Annotated in this window: 15 protein-coding genes; 7 read left to right on the top strand and 8 right to left on the bottom strand. The window is 72.9% G+C overall.

Features of this window, described 5'->3' with window-relative positions:
• Positions 1-8: 8 nt before the first annotated feature.
• Positions 9-827 (bottom strand): LysR family transcriptional regulator, encoded by an 819-nt coding sequence (locus ACE4Q9_RS02265; protein WP_397982492.1) that lies wholly within the window; start codon positions 825-827, stop codon positions 9-11.
• A 24-nt stretch (positions 828-851) separates the two neighbouring features.
• Between ACE4Q9_RS02265 and ACE4Q9_RS02260 the strand changes: the two genes are divergently transcribed.
• The 3 genes from ACE4Q9_RS02260 to ACE4Q9_RS02250 all read left to right on the top strand — a co-directional run bounded on the left by ACE4Q9_RS02260 (position 852) and on the right by ACE4Q9_RS02250 (position 2,619).
• Complete coding sequence (locus tag ACE4Q9_RS02260) at positions 852-1,454, top strand: maleylpyruvate isomerase family mycothiol-dependent enzyme (RefSeq protein WP_397987097.1); 603 nt, start codon at positions 852-854, stop codon at positions 1,452-1,454.
• Positions 1,455-1,573: 119 nt separating this feature from the next.
• Positions 1,574-2,272, top strand: coding sequence for a L,D-transpeptidase family protein (locus tag ACE4Q9_RS02255; protein WP_397982491.1), 699 nt, complete (start codon positions 1,574-1,576; stop codon positions 2,270-2,272).
• 161 nt (positions 2,273-2,433) lie between these two features.
• Positions 2,434-2,619 carry a hypothetical protein gene (locus tag ACE4Q9_RS02250; RefSeq protein WP_397982490.1) on the top strand — a complete coding sequence of 62 codons (186 nt, stop codon included), beginning with the start codon at positions 2,434-2,436 and terminating at the stop codon, positions 2,617-2,619.
• A 55-nt stretch (positions 2,620-2,674) separates the two neighbouring features.
• Here the strand turns inward: ACE4Q9_RS02250 and ACE4Q9_RS02245 are convergent, their stop codons facing one another.
• Positions 2,675-3,505 carry an SAM-dependent methyltransferase gene (locus ACE4Q9_RS02245; RefSeq protein ID WP_397982489.1) on the bottom strand — a complete coding sequence of 277 codons (831 nt, stop codon included), beginning with the start codon at positions 3,503-3,505 and terminating at the stop codon, positions 2,675-2,677.
• A gap of 53 nt (positions 3,506-3,558) precedes the next feature.
• Complete coding sequence (locus ACE4Q9_RS02240; RefSeq protein WP_397982488.1) at positions 3,559-4,587, bottom strand: DUF3800 domain-containing protein; 1,029 nt, start codon at positions 4,585-4,587, stop codon at positions 3,559-3,561.
• On the opposite strand from ACE4Q9_RS02240, the gene ACE4Q9_RS02235 reads away from it, so the two are divergent.
• Both ACE4Q9_RS02235 and ACE4Q9_RS02230 read left to right on the top strand, forming a co-directional pair.
• Positions 4,586-5,764, top strand: a complete 1,179-nt coding sequence (locus ACE4Q9_RS02235) for a MalY/PatB family protein (protein ID WP_397982487.1) — start codon at positions 4,586-4,588, stop codon at positions 5,762-5,764. The genes ACE4Q9_RS02240 and ACE4Q9_RS02235 overlap by 2 nt on opposite strands.
• A gap of 21 nt (positions 5,765-5,785) precedes the next feature.
• A complete protein-coding gene (locus ACE4Q9_RS02230) occupies positions 5,786-6,175 on the top strand; it encodes a PPOX class F420-dependent oxidoreductase (RefSeq protein WP_397982486.1) in 390 nt (129 codons plus the stop codon).
• Positions 6,176-6,205: 30 nt separating this feature from the next.
• Here the strand turns inward: ACE4Q9_RS02230 and ACE4Q9_RS02225 are convergent, their stop codons facing one another.
• The 4 genes from ACE4Q9_RS02225 to ACE4Q9_RS02210 form a co-directional block, all read right to left on the bottom strand.
• Positions 6,206-9,031: an alpha/beta hydrolase family protein gene (locus ACE4Q9_RS02225; protein ID WP_397982485.1), complete on the bottom strand. Its 2,826-nt coding sequence runs from the start codon at positions 9,029-9,031 to the stop codon at positions 6,206-6,208.
• 194 nt (positions 9,032-9,225) lie between these two features.
• Positions 9,226-9,642 carry a Zn-ribbon domain-containing OB-fold protein gene (locus tag ACE4Q9_RS02220; protein WP_397982484.1) on the bottom strand — a complete coding sequence of 139 codons (417 nt, stop codon included), beginning with the start codon at positions 9,640-9,642 and terminating at the stop codon, positions 9,226-9,228.
• A 180-nt stretch (positions 9,643-9,822) separates the two neighbouring features.
• Positions 9,823-10,578, bottom strand: coding sequence for a TetR family transcriptional regulator (locus ACE4Q9_RS02215; RefSeq protein WP_397982483.1), 756 nt, complete (start codon positions 10,576-10,578; stop codon positions 9,823-9,825).
• A 226-nt stretch (positions 10,579-10,804) separates the two neighbouring features.
• Complete coding sequence (locus tag ACE4Q9_RS02210; protein ID WP_397982482.1) at positions 10,805-11,980, bottom strand: CaiB/BaiF CoA transferase family protein; 1,176 nt, start codon at positions 11,978-11,980, stop codon at positions 10,805-10,807.
• 378 nt (positions 11,981-12,358) lie between these two features.
• Between ACE4Q9_RS02210 and ACE4Q9_RS02205 the strand changes: the two genes are divergently transcribed.
• Positions 12,359-13,237: a hypothetical protein gene (locus ACE4Q9_RS02205; protein ID WP_397982481.1), complete on the top strand. Its 879-nt coding sequence runs from the start codon at positions 12,359-12,361 to the stop codon at positions 13,235-13,237.
• Here the strand turns inward: ACE4Q9_RS02205 and ACE4Q9_RS02200 are convergent.
• Positions 13,224-15,635, bottom strand: coding sequence for a polysaccharide lyase 8 family protein (locus ACE4Q9_RS02200; RefSeq protein WP_397982480.1), 2,412 nt, complete (start codon positions 15,633-15,635; stop codon positions 13,224-13,226). The genes ACE4Q9_RS02205 and ACE4Q9_RS02200 overlap by 14 nt on opposite strands.
• Positions 15,636-15,868: 233 nt before the next feature.
• On the opposite strand from ACE4Q9_RS02200, the gene ACE4Q9_RS02195 reads away from it, so the two are divergent.
• Positions 15,869-16,354, top strand: coding sequence for a flavin reductase family protein (locus tag ACE4Q9_RS02195; RefSeq protein WP_397982479.1), 486 nt, complete (start codon positions 15,869-15,871; stop codon positions 16,352-16,354).
• Positions 16,355-16,384: the final 30 nt, after the last annotated feature.

Genomic DNA, 16,384 nt, shown 5'->3' with positions numbered 1-16,384 from the left:
GTTGGGGTCTACGCTCCCGCGCGCATCGTCCGCCGAAGCCGGTCCAGCAGCTCCCGTGCCGCCGGGCTCAGCGGGCCCCGGGTCCGCCAGGCGAGGGCCACACGGCCGCGGGCGCGCGGGTCGGCGAGCGGGAGGGTGCGCAGTCCGGGGCGGGGGTCCTGGCCGGGCAGGACGGCGACGCCGAGGCCGCGCGCCGCGAGGCGGGCCAGCGCGTCCGGGGTCGCGGCCTCGAACACGACGTGTGGTGGGAACCCGGCCCCGGCGCACAGTCGTTCCAGCACCGCCCGCATCCCGGTTCCGCGCGGCAGCCCGATCAGCCGCTGCCCGTCCAGCGCGGCCGGCGGGACGGCGCCCCCGTCCCGGTGCGCGGCCAGCAGCGGATGCTCCGGTACGGCCGCCACGACCAGCGGCACATCCACGCACACCTCCCAGGCGATGCCCGCAGGCGGGACCCGGTCCGCCACCCCGGCCACCGCGAGGTCCAGCGCGCCGCCGCGCGGCGCGGACAGCATCGCCTCCGACACGTCCTCGGTGAGGGTCACCTCCACGCCGGGATGCGCCCGGTGGAAGTCGGCGAGCAGCCCGGCCAGGTCGAACGGATGGGTCAGGGCGCCGGGCACCAGTCCGATCGCGACCCGCCCCCGCAGCAGGCCCGTGTACTCCTGGACCATCTGCCGCACCCCCTCGACCGCCGCCAACGCGGCCCGCGCGTACGGCAGTACGGCCTCACCGGCCTCGGTCGGCCGCACCGTGCGCCCCGAACGGTCCAGCAGCGGCTGCCCCAACTCCCGCTCCAGCTGCCGTATCTGCGCACTGAGCCCCGGCACTGAGACGTATGGACAAGGCATGCGCTGATCGCCGCCGAGCGCCGCGATCTGGCCACTTTTTTCGAGGAGTTGTCACCCGCGCAGTGGGACGCGCCAAGTCTGTGCGCCGGCTGGCGGGTACGGGAGGTCGTGGCCCACATGTCGATGGGATTCCGGTACCCGACCGCGAAGGTGCTGCTGGAGCTGCCCAGGGCGCGCGGGAGCCTGAACCGGATGACCGACCGGCTCGCCCGCCGGGACGCCGCCGCCCACCCGGACCGCGACCTTGCCCGCTTCCTGCGCACCCACGCCCGCCACCCCTGGAAGCCCCCGGTCGGCGGCCTCGCCGCGGCCCTCGGCCATGACGTCGTCCACGGTCTGGACGTCACCGTCGCCCTGGGCCTCGACCGGCGCGTCCCCGAGGACCGGCTGCGGATCCTCCTCGGCGCCCTCGACCCGCGCGCCTTCCGCTTCTTCGGTACCGACCTCACCGGGGTGCGGCTGTGCGCCGACGACCTCGACTGGTCCTTCGGCACCGGCGCGCCCCTGTACGGCCGCGCCCAGGACCTGCTGCTCGTCGCCTACGGCCGGACGCTCCCCGCCGGCCGGCTCAGGGGTGAGGAAGTTCACCGTTTCGTCACGGCGTGACCAGAAAGGCAACCCTGATGCGCCCGATCGGGTCTACTTGTCCGGGATCGTGGGAAACGCACGAAGACATCCAGGGGGAGGCCCTGGCCAAAACGGTGACGCAAAGGAGAGAAGCCCTCATGGGGGACATACGCAGACGAGGTGTGGTGGCACTCGGGCTCACGGGACTGGTGGCGCCGCTCACACTCGCCCTCACCACGGCGCCGGCCCAGGCCGCGAGTTCCTGCTCCACGGCGACGGGCCCGTACCAGAAGCAGGCGGAGAAGTTCCTCGGCCGGCCGGTCGACGGCCGTCAGTCCGCCGCCGACTGCAAGGCGATCCGCTCCTTCCAGGCGAAGAACGGCATCACCCCCACCATCGGGTACGCGGGACCCGTCACCTGGGGTGTGATGAACCTCATCAACCAGCAGAAGGCCATAGGGAAGAACCCGAACAAGAGCGGCAAGTGCCCGGTGAACAAGGGCCGGATCGCCTGTGTGGACCTGACGCACCAGCTCAGCTGGATCCAGGACGGCAAGAAGCTCGTCTACGGCCCCGTGCCTGTGCGCACCGGCCGCAAGGGCTTCGTGACCCGGACCGGCCTGACGAAGGTCTACTGGCGTGACCTGCACCACGTCTCGACGCTCTACGACGTGTCGATGCCCTACAGCCAGTTCTTCAACGGCGGGGAGGCGTTCCACTCGGTCGGACTGAGCATGTGGAACCCGCCCGGCTCGCACGGCTGCGTCAACATGACCCCGAAGGACGCCAAGAAGTACTGGTCGCTGCTGCGGACCGGCGACGACGTCTTCGTGTACGGCCGCAAGCCCGGCACCTGAGCGTCCGCTCACCCCTCGTCCGGCGGTCCCGGTGCGGCCGTCGGGTGAGGGTCGGGTGTGAACTCCCGGACGCCGCTTGACACATCGACGTGATGAGCAACACGGTCCGAAATGTCCGTATCGAGGGTACTTACTCACAGCGCCTTCACGTCGATCGGCATATGCTTCACAGCATGTCCACCACTCTTGAAGCCGCCTCCGAGCGATCGGCCGCGGAGGTCAACGAGGAGATCCGGGCCCTGTGGCGCCGATCGGGCGGGACGCTGACCACCGAGCAGCGCAAGCAGTACCAGCGCCTCGTGATGGAATGGGCCGCCGCGGCCCCGCGGCCGTACCGGGGCGTCTGACCTCACCGCGCGAACCCGCGACCCCCCTCGGATGTCGCGGGTCCCCGACCCCTCCTCAGCCCTTGCGGGCCACCCCGCCGAACATCGCGACCTCCTCCGGCTCGGCCCCGTTGTCGTGTTCCGGGCGCCAGCGCGAGCAGGAGACCACACCCGGCTCCAGCAGCCGAAGACCGTCGAAGAACCGCGCCACGTCCGCCGGCGTGCGCTGGGTCAGCTTCGGCGTGCCGTGCTCGTTCCAGAACTTCACCGCCTCGTCCACATCCGGCATCGACGGATGCGTGACCGTGTGCGACAGCACCAGATGGCTGCCCGCCGGAAGCCGGTCCATGAGCTTGCGCACCAGCCCGTACGCCTCGTCGTCGTCCCCGATGAAGATCACCACGCCGAGCAGTATCAGCGCGACCGGCTCGCTGAAGTCCAGCGTTCTCGCCGCGTGTTCGAGGATCGCGTCCACATTGCGCAGATCCTCGTCCAGGTAGTCGGTACGGCCCTCCGGCGTGCTCGTCAGCAGGGCCCGCGCGTGCGCCAGGACCAGCGGATCGTTGTCCACGTACACGATCCGCGACTCCGGCGCGATCCGCTGGGCGACCTCGTGCGTGTTGTCGGCGGTGGGCAGCCCCGTACCGACGTCCAGGAACTGGCGGACGCCCTCCTTCTCGACCAGATGCCGCACCGCCCGGCCCAGGAACAGCCGGTCCGCGCGCGCGTACTCCCCGATGCCCGGGTGCAGTTGGCGGATCTGGTCGCCGGCCGCCCGGTCGACCTCGTAGTTGTCCTTGCCGCCGAGCCAGTAGTTCCAGATCCGCGCCGTGTGCGGCTGGCTGGTGTTGATACGGGCGCGCAGCGACACCGCCACGTCGTTGGTGGCTGCGGGGTTGTCGGTCACGTGCGTCAGCTCCTGGGTGCCTGGAGGAGTTATCTCAACCTTCAAGGCGCAATCTAATCCCCCGAGTTGCCCCGCGCCGCCGGTCCGCCCCATTCCGGTACCGCGCCCGCGGGCGCCCAGTCGCCGGTGTAGGGGCGCAGGGCCGCGATCAGGGACGGGTCGCCGCCGCCGGCCAGCCGGTCGGCGGCGATGCTGCGGGCGACACCGGCCAGGAAATCGGCGATCTGCACACGGGCGTCGTCGCGGGAGTCGACCAGCCGCAGACCGTCGAGCGCGATCCCGTCGCGCCGGGCGCCCTGCACAAGCGCCGCGACCCGGCCCGGTGTCAGCGCGTTCTGCTGATCGTGGACCAGCGTCACCGGCACCCCGCCGGCACTCCACCACCTCGCCGTGCGCCGGATCGCCGGGAAGAGGGGGTTCAGGGCCGGGAACAGCGGCGGGGCGGCCCGGACCCGCTCCCGGTAGGCGACCGCGCGGGGACGGGCCGCGGACAGCCGGCGCAGGACACGCGCCGCCTCGGGGCCCGGCCGCGCCCGCGTGAGCGTGTCGACCGTACGGAAGAAGTGTTCGACGACGGTGAGCGGGTCGCCGTCGGAACGCACGCGCAGCAGACGGTTCGCCGCGCGCAGGAACTCCCGCCACTGCCTCCCGCCGGAGGCGCCGGGACCATGCCGGTACAGCGGACCGGCCTCGGCCGCGTCCCCGAGCAGCAGGGCGACGGTCCGCTCCACCACGAGGTACGCCTTCTCCGTCAGTTCGACATGGGCGTACCCGTGGATCGGGCCCGTCTCGTCCAGCAGCCACTCCAGCACCGCCCGGTGCTTCTCCCGCAGCAGATGGTTCGCCTTGTACTCCTCGGCGGGCGAACGGATCCGGCGCCGGATCTCCCGTACGCACTCCGCCGCCGCGTCCACCGGCAGCGCCACGCTCGCGTGCGCGAACACCTCCGTGTTGCCGCCGGTCAGGTTCTCGCCGTCCGACCCCGACTCGTCACAGGCGACCTCCCGGCTGCGCACCACGGACCCGCCCGCCTCCTCCGCCCCGTACCGGCCCACCGCGCGGCCCCCTATCTTGTGCCTCATGACCAGCTTCCCGCACGACACCGCCGGCGAACCGGACCCGTTGCGCGCCCTCGACCTGGAGCGGTTGCGCCGTCGTACGAGCATGAAGTGGCGCACCTACCCCGAGGACGTCCTCCCGCTGTGGGTGGCCGAGATGGACGTGCCCCTCGCCCCGCCCGTCGTCCGCGCCGTGGCCGGCGCGCTCGCCCTGGGCGACACCGGGTACCCGGCCGGCACCGCCTATGCCGAGGCCCTCGCCGCCTTCGCGGCCCGGCGCTGGCACTGGGACGGGATCGCGGCCGACCGTACGGCGATCGTTCCGGACGTCATGCTCGGCGTGGTCGAAATGATCAAGCTGGTGACCGGAGCGGGCGATCCGGTGATCGTCAACCCGCCGGTGTACCCGCCGTTCTACGCGTTCCTCACCCATATGGACCGCCGTGTGGTGGAGGCCCCGCTCGGCGCGGACCTGCGCCTCGACCCGACGGCACTGGAGGACGCCTTCCGGCGGGCCACGGCGGGCGGCACACGCGCCGCCTACCTGCTGTGCAGTCCTCACAACCCCACCGGCACCGTGCACACCGCCGCCGAGCTGACCGCCGTCGCCGAACTGGCCGAACGCCACGGCGTGCGGGTCGTCGCGGACGAGATCCACGCCCCGCTCACCGACCCCGGCACCCCCTTCGTGCCCTACCTCAGCCTGCCCGCCGCCGCACGGGGCCTCTCGCTCATGTCGGCATCCAAGGGCTGGAACCTGCCGGGCCTCAAGGCCGCCCTCGCCCTGGCCGGTCGGGAGGCCGCCGCCGATCTCGCCCGCATGCCCGAGGAGGTCGGCCACGGGGCCAGCCACGTCGCGATCATCGCGCACACCGCCGCCCTGCGCGAGGCCACCGGCTGGCTCGATGCCCTGCTCGCCGGGATCCGCGCCAACCGGCGCCTGCTTTCCGCCCTGCTCGCCGAGCACCTGCCCGCGGTCCGCGCACACCCCGGCGAGGCCACCTACCTCGCCTGGCTGGACTGCCGCGCCCTCGGCCTCGGCGACGACCCCGCCCAGATCTTCCTGGACCGCGGCCGGGTCGCCCTCTCCGCCGGTCCCCCGTTCGGCACCGGCGGCGCGGGCCACGCCCGCCTCAACCTCGCCACTTCGCCGGACATCCTGACCGAGGCGGTACACCGCATGGCCGCCGCCCTGAAGTGAGTGAACGCCTAGACTCCCGTCATGGACGACGATGCGCGCACGGCCCGGCTCGCCGCCGGAAAGTACCTGCTGCTCACCAGCTACCGCCGGAACGGCACCCCCGTGGCCACCCCCGTGTGGGTGGTCCGGGACGGCGCGAGCCTCGGCGTCTGGACGGCCGCCGACAGCCACAAGGTCAGCCGCGTCCGCAACCGTCCCGGCGTCCTCGCCGGCCCCTGCGACGTGCGCGGCAACCCCACCGGCGACCAGTTCCCCGCCACCGCCGAGATCACCGACCCGGCCACCACCGCCCGCTACCGCGCCCTGATCGCCCGCAAGTACGGCATCCTCGGCCGCCTCACCCTCCTGGGCAGCAGGCTGCGGCGCGGCACCGACGGCACGGTCGGCATCCGGGTGACCTTCGACACCTGACGGCCGGGGCCACCCGGAATTACCAACGGTTCAGGACGCGTTCAGCACCGAACCTTCCAACACCAGCCCGTGCGGCCGGGGTTCACCCGTCATGTCGTCCAGCTGCTCGAACCGGACCGACTCCGCCGGCTCGGCGGCCTTGTCCTTGACGGTGGGCACCGTGATGACCGCACTCGTCCGGTGCGCGGGGATGTCGACCCACAGGTAGAGGCCCTTCACCTTGGACAACGGGCGCTCCGGGTCCGGGGATTCACCGGAGACGTCGCGCAGCCAGGCCGCGGAGACGTCCTTGGTGGACAGCTCCGGACCGGCGGCCGGCGCGGTCGCGCGGAAGGCGGCGCTCATGTCCACGTCGACCGGTTCCGACAGCGAGACGCGCCAGCTGAGCGACCGCCCCTCCGTGACGCGGTCCGCGAGCGGGGTGACGGTCATGGTGGGCGCGGGATCGTCGTCGTGCACGGTGATGCCGCCGCTGTAGGATCCGACGACGGCGCCGTGCACCGCCTTGACCAGCACGTCGTACGTCACGTCCGTGCCGTAGCGGGTGTTGCCCTCGACCTTGACCGGTACGTCGATGTCGTGGCCGCCCGGACGCACCGTGACCAGCCGCTCCGTGGCATGGCCGGTGGCCGGGTCGAGGACGTAGACGCGGACCTGTCCGCTGCCGTGACCCGACACCCGGACCGGCACGTGATAGGTGCGCGTGCCCGAGTCGCCCTCGGGCACCGTCAGCCGGCCGAGGTCCACGCGCGGCAGCGCCGCCGCGCGTACCGCGGGCGTCCCCGGACGCCAGCCCCACGCGTCGACGAGCCAGGCCCGCCCGGACGCCGAACGCGCCGTCAGTTCCATCGACTTGACCGAGCGCAGGTCGACATGGGCGCGGCTGGCGGCCGCCAGCGGAACCCGGAACTCACGGGCCCAGTACGAGGCGGTCCGCTCGCTGCCGGGCAGCCCGTCGGCCTGGATCCGGCCCAGCACGGCCCGGTGCCCGGCGGCGTCGGTGAGCGTCACATCGAACTGCGTGCCACGGGAGTTGGGCGGCACGAACAGCCGCAGCGCCAGGTCCCCGGTGCCGGACAGGGAAACCGGCCGCTGCGCGGTCACCCGTGTGCGGGCACCGGTGTGCGTCCAGCGCAGCGCGATCGCGTGCCGGCCGGCCTCCCGGTCGGTGCCCCACTGCGCGAAGTGCGGCGAGGAGCCGCCCGCGTCCTCACCGAGGCAGCGCCTGGCCGGGCTGGGATCCACTGCGGCGCACAGCCTGCCGCCGCTCACCGAGACCCCGTCGTCCGGCAGGAACCCGCCGCCGCGGCGCGCCCCCACCGCGTGGCTGAGGACCCGCGCCGGATCCGCCGACGGCGCCCGCTTCCCGGAGCCGTCCAGCAGCGGCCGGACCCGGTCGTCGCCGGCCACGAACAGCCGCGCGGCCGCCGCGATGTACACCGAACCGGCCTGGTGCTGATGGTCGGCGCTGAGCCGGGTCGCGGCGTGCTTGCCGCACACCGGGTCCGGATGGTCCGGGTCGTCGTAGAAGTCGTCCTCGGCGGGCGCCGCAGAAGAGCCGGGATCCCACTCGGAGTTGAAGAAGTTGTGGTCGGCGCCGACGACGTACACGGCACTGTGCAGCGCGCTGCCGTTGCTGACCGCGCGCGTCCCGTCGACGTACAACTCGCCTTCCAGGTCGGAGACATCGCCGTCGCAGCCGGGCAGGACCGACACCGACGGCACGTCCGGCACCGGGTTCTGGCCGAAGACGGTGGGGCCGATGAGCACCATGCCGCGCACGGTCCAGCGCACCGCGCCGTGGTAGCCGTCCTGATCGGCGGGCGGCGGGTAAAGGCTGTCCAGGGCCGCCCGGTTGACGCCCTCGCCGCCCCGCGAGTGCCCGACGAGCAGGACCCGCGACAGGTCGGCGCGGGGCGCCGTGCGGACGATCGCCGGCGCGGACCCGGGGCGCTGCGCCCAGTCGGCCCAGTGGGCGAGATGGAGCCGGATCAGGGAGGAGCGCGCCTGGGCGCCGCCGTCCTCCGCGTCGCCGTCCTGCCCGTTGACGCCGTTCGCCGCGATCGACACCGTCATATAGCCCTGGGAGGCCAGCAGTCGCTGGTCGCGCAGATAGCCCCGGTAGCTCGGCACCGGCTGGTATCCGGACTGGCAGGGCCAGTCGATGGTGATGTCGCCGCCCCGGTAGCAGGTGGCGTGTCGGCCGTGCAGAAAGAGCGCGAGCGGACGCTTGCCGGGGGCGCCGACGGGGGCGACGACCACGGCGCGCATCTCCACCGGCTGCGCGAAGCCCGGCAGCCGCACCGACTTCAGCGTGTACTCGCCGGTCTTGGTGCGGTACGCGCCCGGCTTGCCCGGATCGACACCGTTCGCGGGCAGCGGGGGCGGGAGAGCGGGCTTGCCCGGTGCGGCGGGGACCGCGGGGGAGGCGGGCGCTGTGGGTGCCGTCCCGCCCGTACGGCCGTCCAGCCGGTGGCCGCCGGACCAGACCTCAAGCCCGTCGAGCCGCCCGAGTCCGGCCGGCCCGTGCGCTCCGTTCGCCCGCCGGTCGAGCGGCAGCCGGAACGTGCGGCCGTCGGCGTCCTGCTGCGGCACCCCCAACGGGCGCCCGCCGGAACGGAATTCGACACGCGCGTCACCCATCGGCACCGGCCGGTCGGACCGCCACTCCAGCCGGGTCCCGGAACCCACGCCGGTCAGCCGCCAGCCCGGCGGCAGCGCCCCCCGACCGTCCGATGACGCCAACGCGGCCGCCACCGAAGGCGGTTGGCCCTGGGCGACCGCCACCCCTGGAGACACACCCGCCACCGCGCACAACGCGGCGGCGGTGACCCATATACGCCGGGCACGGACCACAGTTCCTCCTCGACCCCCGACCTCGGGAGCCCCGGCCTACCCGGGGCCCCTCGCTCCCGGAGGACGGAACGCGGAGTCTGTGGGTTGCCTGTGGGGGAGGAGTGAATCGATCACATGGACGGGAATCGGACGCGGGGTGTGCGGGGGTCCGGTGTACGGGAGTGAGGTGCGCAGGGACCCGGCGTACCGGAGGATCAGGTCCAGGCCCGGTACGGCTCGTCCAGCAGCTGGAAGACCGGCTCGCCGCGCACCGGGTCCTTGGCGGTCGACAGCCGCACCCGGTCACCGCTGTGGATGCCGACCGGCGGGCCCATCACCCGGCCGCGCACGACGAAGCCCTCGGCCATCTCGATCAGCGAAACATTGCGCGCCGCGGGGGTGTTGCGGTGCACGATCGTGGAGTGGCGGACGGTGCCGATCCCCTCGCTGCGCTCGGTGCGCAGGTCGCTTCCCTGGCACACCGGACATAGCAGCCGGTGGTACATCGCCGTACCGCACCAGGTGCAGCGCTGGAAGTTGAGGGCGTCCCTGGCGTCCGCGGGGACGGGATCGAGCACACCCGCCGCGGAGCCGGCCGCCGATTGCGGGGCGCTCACTGAGTGGTGGTACATCCTGGTCAACTCCCTGCACTCGGCCGGAATCCCGCGTGCGCGTCCCGTGCACGCGTGCGCCCGGCGGCCTGGCCACCGCGCATGACCGACAGGGTATGGCACTCAGTGTCACTCGTAAAGGTACTCGGTACCCCAAAAATGGTTCGGCGGTGACCTGCGCACGTCCATGGTGCCGGGCGCTCAGCCGCGGTCCAGCGCCGTCTCCAGCTCCCGCACCACCCGCCACAGCGGGGCGTCCCTGCGGGTGACGAGGACCAGGACGTCGTCGGGGCGCGGGGCGTCCGCGTCGCCCGGCGCGGACCCGAGCCGTACGGGGTCGCGGGGGCCCGGCGCCGGTTCGTCCGGGCGCCCGAACTCCCGCTGCACGTACGCGAGTGCGTGGTCAAGGGCCGCCACCGCGTCGCCCCGCCCGTCCGCGCGCAGCCATGAGCGCAGGGCGTTGTTGTGCGCGGCGACCACCGCGGCCGCGATCACATCGGCGCGCAGGGTTCCGTCGGGCTGCCCGGTGAGCCGGCCGCGCAGATATCCGGCCATCGCGCGCTCGTACCGCCACACCACCGACAACTCGGACGCCCGCAGGCCCGGCACCTGCCGGGTGAGGCGGTAGCGCTGCACGGAGAACGCCGGGTTCTCCGCGTACATGTGCAGCACCATCCGGGCCGCGTCGCACACCCGCCGCACCGGGTCGCACTCCTCGCCGCCCGCCGTGAGGAAGGCGGTCATCTCGGTGAGGCAGCGCTCGTGGTCGGGGAAGACCACGTCCTCCTTGGCGGGGAAGTACCGGAAGAAGGAGCGCCGGCCGACTCCGGCCAGGGCCACAATGTCGTCCACCGTGGTCTGCTCGTAGCCGTGTTCCGAGAAAAGCCGGAAGGCCGCCGCGACCAGGGCGTCCCGCATCGGCGGTTTGGCGGCCGGCGCCGCACTGCTCGCACTCATGGCACGGGAACGTAGCACCCGGACCCGTTTTGTGACACTCAGTGCAGCACGTGTGGAGAAAACAGGGAACTGAGTGCTGCACGAGAAGTGAGTCGCTCGAACCGGGCTCGGGATCACTGTCCAGGGGAGCCCAGGCGGTGGCCTGGCCGGGCGACCCCACCGACGGCACCCTCCGGCGGACCAACCTGGAACGGCTGTACGGCACCGATGGCGGCGGACGGCCGGGTCAGTGGTCCAGCCAGTCGGCGATCTCCCCGGTGTGCTCGCCGAGGCGGGGCGGTCGGCAGTCGTAGCGGGGTGGGGTACGGGACAGCGAGATCGGGTTGGCGACCAGGTCCAGCACCTCTCCGTCGCCTCCCTCGACCGAGGCGCGCGGCGCGAGGCCCAGCCGGTCGGCGAGGGCGAACGCCTGCGCGAGGTCGTTGACCGGACCGCAGGGGACACCCAGCGGGGTGAGCCGCTCGAACCACTCGGCGGCGGTGCGGACCGCCAGCAACTCGCCCAACCGCGCCGCCAGTTCGTCCACATGGGCCACCCTGTCGGCATTGGTGGCGAAACGCGTGTCGTCGGCCAGCTCCGGGGCGCCGATGCCACGGCAGAGCGCCGCGAACTGGCGGTCGTTCCCGACGGCGATCACCAGCGGCCCGTCCGCTGCCCGGAACACCTCGTACGGCGCGATCGACGGGTGCCGGTTGCCCATGATGCCCGGCACCCGGCCGGCCAGGGTGTAGCCGGCCGACTGGTTGACCAGGCTCGACAGCAGGGTCCTCAGCAGATCGACCTCGACGAGCTGTCCCTCGCCGGTCGCGTCCCGGTGCCGCAGCGCGACCAGCACCCCGATCGCGGCGTGCAGCCCGGTGAGCACGTCCACCAGCGCCACCCCGGCCTTCACCGGCTCGCCGGGCGCGGACCCGGTGACGCTCATCAGCCCGCCCACGGCCTGGATCAGCAAGTCGTAGCCGGGCAGCGCGGCCCCCGGCCCGGACCCGAATCCGGTGATCGAGCAGTACACGATGCCCGGATTCGCAGCGCGGACTTCGTCGTAGCCCAGCCCGTACTTGTGCAGCGTCCCCGGCCGGAAGTTCTCGAACAACACATCGGCGCGGCGCGCCAGTTCGGCGGCGCGGCGCCGGTCGGCCGGCTCGCGCAGGTCCAGGGCGACCGAACGCTTGTTGCGGTTGACGGACAGGAAATAGGTGGCCTCGCCGTGCGCGTGCGGCGGGCCCCACGCACGGGTGTCGTCACCGCCCGCCGGATGCTCGACCTTGATCACATCGGCGCCCAGATCGGCGAGGAGCATCGTCGCGTACGGCGCCGCGAGCACCCGCCCGAAGTCGGCGACGAGCACGCCGCTCAGCGGCAGCGGCAGCGGCAGTGGCGGCGGCGGTTCGGCGGCACTCATGACGTCACCCCTCCGGAGCCGTGCGGAGACCCGGTGCTCCGGGGCCGCGGGACCGTACCGGGCCGCCCCTGCCCGTCGCCTGCGATGGACCGCAAATCGCCACTCCCTTCGGCACGCCGTCGCGTGCCGCGGTGCCCCGCGGCGTCCCGACGGCCTGGCTGAGGCGGCCATTGTGGGGCGGCGGGCCCGGTGACGCACTGGACGAAATGTCCTGCTCCGGGGGGTCGGGGTGCGCCGATCTGTCGATGGCGCCGCGCGCGGGGAGGGAACCGCGGGTGACCTGGAGGACGTGATCGAAAGAGCGTCATCGATCAGGCGTAACCTTTCTGCGCCCGAACGGTCCCACCCTCGACCCCAGCGCCGCCCAAGGAGACCCGCATGCCCGCCGCTCGCCCCCGCGTCCTCTACGTCACCGACCTGGCGTACCAGGCCCGCGGGCGCCGCTACTGCGACGAGGACATCTTCCTCACCTCCCGGCTGCGCGCCCACTTCGACCTCGCCCTGTGCCATCCGCTGGACGCGGCGGCCCTGATGGACGGCCACGACGCCGTCGTCATCCGCAACAGCGGCCCCGTCCTCGGCTACCAGCAGGCCTACGACACCTTCCGCGCGCGGGCGCTGGCACACGGCAGCCGGGTGTACAACCCGCTCACCGGCAAGGCGGACATGGCCGGCAAGCAGTACCTCCTCGACCTGACCGCCGCCGGGTACCCGGTGATCCCGACCGTCGACCGCCTGACGGACGTGCACCGGCTGCCGCCCGCGCACCGCTATGTGGTCAAGCCCCGGCTCGGCGCGGACTCCCTCGGCCTGCGCATCGTCCCCGCCACCCGCCTCGACGCGCACGCCGGGGACGACGTCCTGATCCAGCCGCACATCGACTTCGCCTACGAGGTCTCCTTCTACTTCGTGGACGACGACTTCCAGTACGCCCTCTACGCCCCCGACCCGCGCCGCCGCTGGGAGCTGAAGCCGTACGCCGCGACCGCCGCCGACCTGGAGTTCGCCCGGCGCTTCATCGACTGGAACGACCTCGGCCACGGCATCCAGCGCGTCGACGCCTGCCGCGCCCCCGACGACGGCCTCCTGCTGGTCGAACTGGAGGACCTCAACCCCTACCTGTCGCTTCAGGCCCTGCCGGAGGAGGACAGGGACGCCTTCGTCGGCGCGTTCACGGCGTCGCTGAGCCGGTTCATACAGGGCGCGGGTGCGGGTGTGACGGCGGAGGCGGGGGCCGGGGCGGTCAGCGCAGTCTGACGGTGATCAGCTGGGTGGTTCCGGCCGTGCCGGTGAGGTCACCGAAGGTCAGGGTGAGCGACGTGCCCGTCGCGGCCGAAGTGAGCGTGGCCGGTGCGGAGGTGACCGAGGCGACCGGACGCCGCCAGGTCACGGTCAGACCGGTACGCATGAGCATCGGATCGCTCACGGCGATCACCGCGGTACCGTCCCCCCGCTCGCTGATCATCACGGAGCACGGATCGCTCGCCGCGAGCGGTCCGACCGTGCCGCCGGACCAGAAGTTCACCCCGGTGAAGCCGAGCGAACGGACCGAAACGCCCTGCTGCTCGTCCGTGTTGGCCAGGACGGTCAGCCAGTGCCGGTCGGCCGATCGTGCGCGCGTGCGCGCCGCGCTCGCGCCCGGCATGAGCAGATAGGCGTACGAGGCGTTCACCGGATCGATGCCGTGGTCGACGTACACCGTCAGGTACGTCCTGCTCAACACGGCCGTCGAACCGCCCGAGTTGATCGAACTCCAGCTGCCCTCCCGTGCCTCCCGCAGCGCCCGCACCGTCGCCCCGCCGGGGAAGACGTAGCCGCCGTGCCCGCCGATGTGCGCCCAGCCGGCGTCGGAGAGCGTCCGCGACCACGGGTGCCCGGCCGGTTCCGTGCTGCCGTCCACCGTGAACACCGCGCCGCCAACCGCGCCGAGGTTGCGGTTCTCGACCGTCGTCTCCACGGCCGTCCCGTCGGTGCAGGAGATGCCCGCGCCCAGGCAGACCACCGTGTCGTCCAGGAAGAACCACGACTTCTTCGCGACGAGTGTGGACTGGAGGCCCTTGAGGTGCTGCCCGACCGCGGCCCGCCGGCCGTCCGTCGCGCCGCCCACCCAGTTCACGTCCGGCCGGGCCGCGCCCCAGTCGCCGCCCGCCCCGTCGGCCAGCACCTTGCGCGAGACGGTCGTGCCGGGCAGCCGGTACGGGTCGACGGTGGGCCAGAAGGCGTCGCTGTACTGGTCGTTGGCGAATGTGTCGCCCCACCAGTAGAGCATCCCGGAACCGGTGTGCCAGCCGCGCGGGTTCTCGCCGTTGCCGGACTCGTAGTACGCGATCCGTTTGCTCGCCATGCTCAGCGCGGCCGCCCAGCCGGGCCGGCGGTGCGTGGCCCGCGCCATCGCCGGGAACAGGCGGTGCCCGGTCGGCTCCGGGACCGCCCGCACCGTCGCATCGTCCTCGACTCCGTTCAGCAGGGCCAGGTTCGGCAGGCTGAGCACCGGGTCCGCGAGCGGCGGCCGGTAGTGGTCGCGCCGCATCCAGCCCTTCACCAGGCCACGCCACCGCGCGTTCTGGGCCGCGCTCGCGCCCTGCCCGAGCAGCACGATCGCGGCGAGGATGGGATGGCCGCGCAGATGATCGTCCTGCTGCACCTGCGCCGGATCGCCGGCGGACAGGCCCCGGCTGACCGCGCGGCCCGCGACGCCGTCCATGACCAGGCCGTTGTAGAGGAACGGCGCCCAGGCTTTCTCGACCGCGTCGAACACGACCGTCCGGTTCCCGTCCGTCACCTCCCAGCCCGACCCGGCCAGCAGCGCGAACAGCATCCCCAGACCGCCCAGGAACACCGAACCGTACGAGCCGGTGTACGGCACCCAGGTGTGCTGGATGAAGGAGCCGTCGGCGTGCAGACCGTCACCCGAGGAGACGTACGGGAAGACGGGGGACAGGGCGTCACGGGCCAGCGCCACCTTCGCCCCGGCCGCCCCGACCACCCCGCGCAGCGCCAGCACCCGGCACAGGTCCACCCGGTTGGCGCCCGTGCTCGTGCCGCTGTAGCTGCCCACCGCCGAGTCGGGCACGAAGTGGTCCACCGCGGCGAGGTAACCGGCGAGCCGGTCGGCCGGCAGCGCGTCGTACATCAGCACGCACGTGTCCAGCAGCGCCTGTGGGGCGCCGATCTGCCAGCTCCACCAGTTGCCGTACCGCACCTGGCCGGCGTTGTACACGTCGTCGTGCAGGTGGTCGAGGCCGGTGCGGACGGCGTCGCGCAGGCCCGCGTCGCCGGTCAGGGCGGTGCCGGGCTGGCTGTACGCCTGCGCGAGGGTGCTCAGCCGGGTGAAGCTGGTGCTCATGTTGCCCGAGAAGACGTACGACTCCGGGTCCCGGTCGGCGTAGGGGAGATCGGGCCACAGCGACCCGGCGGCGGGGGACATGGCGGCGAGGTACTGCCGTGCCGTGCCGCCCAGACCGGCCAGCCGGGAGGCGAAGGGCTCGGCGGTGGGAGCGAAGCCCTCGCCGAGGATCAGGGTGCGCCACTTCGCTCGCAGGGCGGCGAACTCGTCCGGTGCGGGGGCGGCCGGGGCGGAGGTGCCCAGTCCCAGGGCGGCGACGGTGCCGGAGCAGACGGCCAGGAAACCACGACGTGACCAAGGAGTCGTCATGACGGCGCTTTCTAGCACGCGCTTACTCGCACGCTCAATAGGCATGTTTACGGACGATCGTTTGATCTTCTCATCGTGCTGGGCGGGCGCGTTGCACAGGTGGGACGATTCGACGGCGGCATGCGGGGAACACCACCGCACGCGACGATGAGTGCGCGAAACGATCGCTGTGCGGACACGGCGGTCCAAACGGTGGAAAGCAGCGGAAGCGACGGCGGACGGAGCGGAGCGGCATGGCGCGAGCGGAGGACCATTTCCTCGGGCGGCTCGACCCCGACATGTGCGTGGTCACGGCCGTGGCCGGCGGTGAACGCGCGGGTTGTCTGGTCGGCTTCGCCTCGCAGTGCTCCATCCGGCCGCCCCGGTTCACCGTGTGGCTCTCCAAGGCCAACCACACCTACCGCGTCGCCCGCGCCGCGCACCACCTCGCCGTACACCTGCTCACCCGAGACCAGCGGGCCCTCGCGGAACGCTTCGGCGGCCGAAGCGGGGACGACACCGACAAGTTCGCGGGTCTCGACTGGGCACCGGGGCCCGGCGGCGCGGCCGTCCTCGGCGCCGCGGCGGCCTGGTTCGTCGGCGCCATCCTGCACCGCGTCGACGGCGGGGACCACGTCGGCTTCGTCCTCGACCCCCTGGAGTGGGGCGAGGGCCGGCCGGGCCCCCTGCTGCGGCTGTCCGACGCGGTCGGCATCGAGGCCGGCCACCCCGTGGACTGACCCCGCGCGCCCCCGCTCCCAGACGCACGG

Origin of the sequence: Streptomyces sp. AM6-12, from assembly GCF_044327085.1 — a bacterium.
Classification (GTDB): Bacteria; Actinomycetota; Actinomycetes; order Streptomycetales; family Streptomycetaceae; genus Streptomyces.
This window is presented reverse-complemented; position numbering and strand designations above follow the sequence as displayed.